Source organism: Empedobacter sp. GD03861, assembly GCF_029840885.1.
In the GTDB taxonomy this organism is placed as follows: domain Bacteria; phylum Bacteroidota; class Bacteroidia; order Flavobacteriales; family Weeksellaceae; genus Empedobacter; species Empedobacter falsenii_B.
The window spans coordinates 90,403-97,083 of record NZ_JAOCDJ010000009.1 but is presented as its reverse complement, the minus strand read 5'-3'; the positions used below and the strand labels follow the sequence as shown (position 1 = coordinate 97,083).

Below are 6,681 nucleotides of genomic sequence, written 5' to 3'. Positions count from 1 at the left end.
AGGTGACGGAATTGCAACAATGATTGCAGCTTGTTTAGGTGGACCTCCAAACACAACGTATGGCGAGAATATTGGTGTTTTAGCTATTACAAGAGCTTTTAGTATTTATGTATTTATTGGAGCAGCATGTTTTGCTATTTTATTTGGATTTTGTGGTAAAGTTTCAGCTTTATTAAGTACAATTCCAACACCAGTTATGGGCGGCGTTTCTATTTTATTATTCGGAATTATTGCTTCGAGCGGATTAAGAATGCTAATCGAGAATAAAGTTGATTTCAAGATTAAACGAAACCTTATTATTTCCTCTGTTATTCTTATCATTGGAATCGGTGGTGCAGCAATCCACATTGGAGATTTATTTTCTTTAGAAGGAATGGCTTTAGCTTCTATAATTGGAGTTGCTTTAAATTTGATTCTTCCTGGAAGAGAATTTGTCTCATTCAAAGAAATGTTTGATGAAGAAAATTAAATTATCATAAAATAAAAAAAGACGGAAATTATAAATTTTCGTCTTTTTTTATTAGATATTTTTTGTTCTTAAACTTCGTCAAAATCAATTGCTAAAGTAGCTGTTTTTGGACGAGAAATACACGCTAACGTCATTCCTTCTTCATAGTCAGAATCTGTTAATACATAGTTGTCTCCAATATGCACCTCGCCTTCTGTTATCTTACACATACAAGACGAACAGACACCACCTTTACATGAATAAGGCGCATCAATACCAGCGTCTAACATTGTATCAATCAAATTTTTTCCTCTATCCCAAGTCACTTCAGAAGTTTCTCCATCAAGTGTTACAGTAACTTGAACCGTTTGAGGTCCTTCGTCATGTTTTGTAAAAATATCTTCTGTTTTCACTGAAGGATTAAACATTTCGAAATGAATATGTTTCTCGATAATTCCCGCTTCATTGATTTTCTTCGCTAAAGTCAAAATCATTTCTTCTGGTCCACAAACCATTGCTTCATCGACTTCATTGATATCAATAATTTGATTCAAAATTAAATCAAACTTCTTCTCATCAATTCGTCCGTTGTAAATAAAATTCTCTTGATCTTGACGCGTATAGAAATGATGAATAAAAACATTGTTTGGATATTTTTGTTTCAATTCTGTCAAACGCTCTTTGAACATGATTGAGTTTTCATCTCTATTTACATAAAAAATATGAAAATTTACCCATTCTTCAGTCTGCAAAGTAAACTCTAACATACTCATAATTGGCGTGATTCCACTACCCGCCGTAAAAGCTAATAACGTACGTTTTTCGTTTGGTTTTGTTGGAATTGTAAAACGTCCACTTGGTGTAGAAACTTCCAATTGATCACCAACTTTTAGTTCATTTGCTAAATAAGAAGAAATCTTTCCATTTGGTTGAGATTTAACCCCAATGCTCCATTTTTTATCATTAGGAGATTCACACAAAGAATAATCTCTTCGTTCTCCATTAATATTAAGAGTGATATATTGTCCAGGTAAAAAATTGTATTCTTCGTGTAATTCCTCAGGAACATCAAACGAAATTTGAACAGCATCAGCCGTTAATTTTACAATTTCTTTTACTGTTAATAAATTAAATTTCATAGTCGTATACTATTTATAATTCTTAAAACAACTCGTTATTTAAGATTGTTCTGCTAACTTTGTACAAAAGTAAGATTTTAGATTAAATAGAAAAAATATATGGAAATAGCATTGATCGCTCATGATGGAAAAAAAGCTGAAATGGTCAATTTTTTAATGAAACATAAAGAAGCTTTAAATAAAAATAATATCACATTTATCGCAACTGGAACGACAGGAAAATATGCGGAGCAAACTGGCTTGAAAGTTACACGCTATCTATCTGGTCCTCTTGGTGGTGACGCACAAATTGCCGCTCGTGTTGTGGAAGGAAAAACAGATATGGTTTTCTTTTTTAGAGATCCAATGGGGAAACATCCGCACGAACCCGATGTAAATATGTTACTGAGACTGTGCGATGTACACAATATCCCATTAGCTACAAACCCAGCGACAGCAGAAATGTTATTGGATCATTTGAAATAATTATTCTTAAGCTAATCTTAAGTTTATTTTGGTTGTTTTGGTGGATAATTTATTTAATATTGAATAGAAATTTTAACTGAATATAAATAACAATTCAAAACCAAATTACAATGAATTTAATTAAAAAAACAGCTATCGCGCTTAGCTTATTTGCATTTACTGGATCTACTGTAGCATTTGCTCAAACTAAAACTCCAACTAAAACTGCTAAAACAGAAATGGCAAAAACAAAGGCTACAACTGATAAAAAAGTAACAGAAACAAAAAAGGATGTAAAAGCAACTACAACTAAGAAAACTGATGCAACTGCTAAAACAGTCAATGACAAAAAAGTAGCTTCAGAAAAAAAAGTGGAGAAAACGACTACTCCAAAAAAAGAAACAAAAACGACTGTAGCTAAAACAACTACTGCAGGGACTTACAATGGACACAAAGTTTATGTAGGACCAAAAGGTGGAAAATACTATATCAACGATAACGGAAATAAAACGTATATCAAACAATAGTTTTTATCCTAATAAAAATAATAAAGGCTGTCTATTTGTTAGGACAGCCTTTTTTAAATTATATTTTTATAATATATATTTTCTGGATTTTGAGGATCGATTAAGATATCGACATCTTTTCCTTTTTTTAAAATCTCATTTGCATTAACATCTCCAAAATATTCAAACTCTGTATAGTAAATTTTCTCATTATTAGGATGTTTATAAAAGACTTCAACTATATAATCTGGCAAATGATTTTCTCCTAATAAACCTCTTTTTATTTCAATAATATGTGCTTTTACTTTTACTCCTTTATTTAATAATCTTGAATGATTTAGGTAATCAAATAAATTGACGAAACCTAAATACCCCATAAACAAACTACAGAACAGAAAAACTACTCCAAGCAGTTGATTAAAAAATACACCAAGATTTAGAAAAGAGCATATTAGAACAAATCCTAAACTTAGGATTAAACTTCCTATTGCGATTGACAATTTCATTATTCTTGTATTTGTTATCTGTTTTTCACAAACCGTACCAAAAACAAAAAATTGTCCTATAAAAATAATTTTATTGTAAATTTACTCAAATATCTTAATAAGCTGCTGTAAATCTGCTTTTTATATGATTTGCATTTTCTATTTCATCTGCAATCACCACTGCAACATCTTCCACAGACAAAATACTACGCCCTTCTGCATTGAAAACTGGTACATCATTGCCTAAACGATATGTTCCTTTTCGCTCTCCAGATGTTCCTTGATGCATTTCTGGCGCTGGAGAAAACATTGTCCAATCCAACTCATTATCTTGTTTCAAGATATTATAATAATCTCTCGCTGCCAAAGCGCCTTGTTTTATTTGTTCAGGAAAATCTGGTGTGTCTACAATTTGTAATTCTTTTTGATCATTCACATACAAACTTCCCGCTCCACCAATAACAATCAAACGCTTTACACCAGCTAATTTAGTTGCTTCTTCAATTGCTTTTGCACCTTTCAAATAATCCTCATAAATATTTGGATTTGCCCAACCTGCATTAAATGCACTTACAACTACATCAGCACCTTTCAAATCTGTCGCCAAAGCCTGTACATCGTTTACATCTAACGCCACTTTTGCTACATTTTTACTATCTAAAACGTTGTCTGTATTTCGCGCAAATGCTTTGATAGATTGATTTCTGTTTACCAATTCTTCTACAATATGTGAGCCTACAAAACCTGTTGCTCCAATTACTGCTACTCTCATTTTATTTAATTTTATATTGTAATTAATTTTGTTACATTTAAAGATAAAAAATTTTACTGAAATTCATCAGAAAATTGTTTTAAAGTTTTATGATTTAACGATTTTATTAAATCTGATTCAGCATCATCAAATAATTTTTCAAGATTGTCATTCATTTGTTTACCAACTGGACATTCTGGATTGGTATGATTCATTCGTCCAAAAACATTTTCTTGATTGACAATTTTATACACATCGCCTAATAAAATATCAGCAGAATTTTTAACTAAATAAATTCCTCCTTCTTTACCTTTTTTCGAATCGATAAAACCTGCTTCTTTCAAGAATTTTATTTCACGACGAACCACAACAGGGTTCACATTAATACTTCCAGCAATAAAATCAGAAGTAATTAATTGTCCTTTAAATTTTTCAGTCAAAACTAAAATATGAATCGCCGTTGCAAATCTTAAATTATTCATTTCTCTAAATCGATGGGACAAATTTAGTACAAAATTTTCAATTGTAACAAATATTGATACAATTTTATTAATTAATTTCTCTTAAATTTGTTGCATACTCCTATACATATGGAAAATTATAAAAAACATTTATCAAATATTATTGATCTCACAGAAGAACAATGGGTTGAAATTGAAAAATTTTTGGTGGTAAAACACATCAAAAAGAATGAATTTATTTTAGAACCTGGCGAATATTCCGAAGATTATTTTTTTGTAGAATCTGGCGTTATTCGTTCTTATACAATAGATGAAAACGGAAAAGAACATGTTTTACAATTTGGTACAGAAAATTGGATTGTAAGTGATAGAAATAGTGCTTTTTGTAAGCAACAATCAAAATTTTATATTCAAGCAATAGAAGATTCTACCGTTATTTTATTGAATGAAAAATTAAATGATCTAATCACACGATTAAATCCAAATTATTTAGCTGCTCAAAATAAATTAATTCAAAATCATGTACGTAGTTTACAAGATCGTATTAATTTGTTACTTGGCGCATCTGCAAAGACTCGTTATTTAGAATTTATGCGTCTTTATCCCAACCAACTCTCTCGCATACCACAATGGATGATTGCTTCATATTTAGGCATCACACCCGAAAGTTTAAGTAGAGTTCGTAAAGAAATAGCACATGGATAGTTATAGTTTTGAAATTTTTGTACCAGAAAAACCTAAAAAAAATAATAAACAGATTGCAAAAGTCATCTTATCATTTCTCGCCGTTACTGTAATTAGTTTTGTGTTTTTGGAACTGAAAGTGTTCAAAAATCAAACGTATTATTACATTTTTATTGGGCTTTTAGCAACAGCTGTTGCTTATTGGAATGGTTATTTTAAGCGACCTTCGGCAGAATTGAAAGGTAATTTTGATGGAAAATTGACATTTACAAAAGATACAATTTCTGTAAAGGATCAAACTTTTTCAATCAACGATTTGTTTTCTATTGTCATTGATAATGAAGATTACAAAGGAAAAGCTGTAAAGGAATTTGGTGAGTTCGAAAATCCAGAAGGTTCGCACGGAATTAGTAATTTGATTACATTAAAAACAAAAGATAATCAATTTGTTGAAGCTTATTTTTTACAAAAATCGTTAAATGAATTTTCTAAAATCGAATCATTTTTAATTCAATATTACAAAAACAATTTACTTTCTGAAGATGATTTAATTTCGATCATGCATTTAGAATATGATATTGATAAGAACGAGTTGAGAAAAAAATTAAGATAATTTAATTTTTCACTAACATATAAAAGTTAAGCTAGTCTCATTATTTAATGTAATTTTGTACCACTTAAAAACAATAATTTATGCAACCAACAGCAGAATGGTTAAAAACTTGGGAATCTAAAAGAGAATTCACTTTAGCTCCTAATGATTTAGAAAAATATTTTACAGATAAAGAAATTGGAGGTGTAGAAATCGACCAAATTGAAATGGGAGAAGTTTCTTTACCGTCTGGAAAAATCTTTGTGAATGATCCTTTGGGTGAATATTTATCAATGGATAAAGATCCTTATTTCCTTGAAACGCCAAAAGGTAATTTTCCTGTAACTGCAAGCATCGTAAAATTTGAAGACGATGGTGATGTTGAGAATTTGATTGGTTGTATCAAAGTTGCTTTTACAAACGAAAAACCTGTTCGTTATGAAGAAGCAATGAAAGGAATTGAGTTGATTGATGAATTACAAGAAGGAGAATATTTTGGTTTTTCTATCGAAAGTGGTTTAGCAACAATTGTTGATGCAGAAGCAAAAGATTCTTTTGTAAAGTTTATTGATGAATTCGAAAGTAAAGGTGATGTAAATTTATATGATGATTATTTCAATGCATTATTTGTAGAAAACGCTAAAAATAATCCGAAATATCAATCAGAAGAAGGAGATTGGATCAATTGGACAATTCCAAATACAGAATTCAAATCGCCAATTTTTCAAGCTGGTTTTGGTGAAGGAATTTATCCTGCTTACTTTGGATACAATGAAAAAGGAGAAATTATTGCATTTTATATTCAATTCATCGATGCTGAATTAGAAGATTCAGAAGATGATGATGAGTGGTTGTAATTAATTTTTCGATCAAATAATATTTAAATCCTTCAAGAAATTGAGGGATTTTTTTGTTTAAAAATATGCATATTAACGTATTGTATATCATATTAAACAGAATGAGAAAACTAATATTTTTTATAATGATTCTATCCACTACTTTTATTTGGAATATGATACAATAGAATATATAAGAATTCATAAATCAAAATTTCTTAATGAAAATAAAAGTGCTATCAAAAACTATGATAACTTACCTGCAAAATTTAGTCTCTATAAATACAAAAATCCAGAGAATAAAAATAGTTATAAGTTTCAAAATGAATATAAAA

Annotated in this window: 10 protein-coding genes; 6 read left to right on the top strand and 4 right to left on the bottom strand. The window is 29.8% G+C overall.

Going from position 1 to position 6,681, the window contains the following annotated elements:
- Positions 1 to 469 (top strand): solute carrier family 23 protein (locus N5D03_RS07125; protein WP_280037962.1); only part of this gene is annotated, 469 nt, incomplete at its 5' end.
- Between the two features lie 68 nt (positions 470 to 537).
- Here N5D03_RS07125 and N5D03_RS07120 read toward each other — a convergent pair.
- Complete coding sequence (locus tag N5D03_RS07120; RefSeq protein WP_125349352.1) at positions 538 to 1,587, bottom strand: 2Fe-2S iron-sulfur cluster-binding protein; 1,050 nt, start codon at positions 1,585 to 1,587, stop codon at positions 538 to 540.
- Between the two features lie 99 nt (positions 1,588 to 1,686).
- Here N5D03_RS07120 and N5D03_RS07115 point away from each other — a divergent pair, with 99 nt between their 5' ends.
- Positions 1,687 to 2,052 carry a methylglyoxal synthase gene (locus tag N5D03_RS07115; RefSeq protein ID WP_019973715.1) on the top strand — a complete coding sequence of 122 codons (366 nt, stop codon included), beginning with the start codon at positions 1,687 to 1,689 and terminating at the stop codon, positions 2,050 to 2,052.
- Positions 2,053 to 2,162: 110 nt separating this feature from the next.
- The gene (locus tag N5D03_RS07110) at positions 2,163 to 2,558 is read left to right on the top strand and encodes a hypothetical protein (protein WP_125349351.1); all 396 of its coding nucleotides are present in this window, start codon (positions 2,163 to 2,165) and stop codon (positions 2,556 to 2,558) included.
- 53 nt (positions 2,559 to 2,611) lie between these two features.
- On the opposite strand, the gene N5D03_RS07105 is transcribed toward N5D03_RS07110, so the two are convergent.
- The 3 genes from N5D03_RS07105 to N5D03_RS07095 all read right to left on the bottom strand — a co-directional run bounded on the left by N5D03_RS07105 (position 2,612) and on the right by N5D03_RS07095 (position 4,255).
- Positions 2,612 to 3,043 carry a hypothetical protein gene (locus tag N5D03_RS07105; protein WP_125349350.1) on the bottom strand — a complete coding sequence of 144 codons (432 nt, stop codon included), beginning with the start codon at positions 3,041 to 3,043 and terminating at the stop codon, positions 2,612 to 2,614.
- 94 nt (positions 3,044 to 3,137) lie between these two features.
- Entirely contained in the window at positions 3,138 to 3,794 is a 657-nt protein-coding gene (locus N5D03_RS07100; protein WP_115000274.1) for an NAD(P)H-binding protein, read from the bottom strand.
- Between the two features lie 53 nt (positions 3,795 to 3,847).
- Entirely contained in the window at positions 3,848 to 4,255 is a 408-nt protein-coding gene (locus tag N5D03_RS07095; RefSeq protein ID WP_280051265.1) for an Rrf2 family transcriptional regulator, read from the bottom strand.
- A 108-nt stretch (positions 4,256 to 4,363) separates the two neighbouring features.
- Between N5D03_RS07095 and N5D03_RS07090 the strand changes: the two genes are divergently transcribed.
- The 3 genes from N5D03_RS07090 to N5D03_RS07080 all read left to right on the top strand — a co-directional run bounded on the left by N5D03_RS07090 (position 4,364) and on the right by N5D03_RS07080 (position 6,367).
- Positions 4,364 to 4,939, top strand: coding sequence for a Crp/Fnr family transcriptional regulator (locus N5D03_RS07090; RefSeq protein ID WP_280051264.1), 576 nt, complete (start codon positions 4,364 to 4,366; stop codon positions 4,937 to 4,939).
- Positions 4,932 to 5,531, top strand: a complete 600-nt coding sequence (locus N5D03_RS07085) for a hypothetical protein (RefSeq protein ID WP_038335749.1) — start codon at positions 4,932 to 4,934, stop codon at positions 5,529 to 5,531. Before N5D03_RS07090 ends, N5D03_RS07085 begins: the two co-directional genes overlap by 8 nt.
- 80 nt (positions 5,532 to 5,611) lie before the next feature.
- On the top strand, positions 5,612 to 6,367 hold the full coding sequence (locus tag N5D03_RS07080; RefSeq protein WP_125349346.1) for a DUF4241 domain-containing protein: 756 nt from the start codon (positions 5,612 to 5,614) through the stop codon (positions 6,365 to 6,367).
- Positions 6,368 to 6,681: the final 314 nt, after the last annotated feature.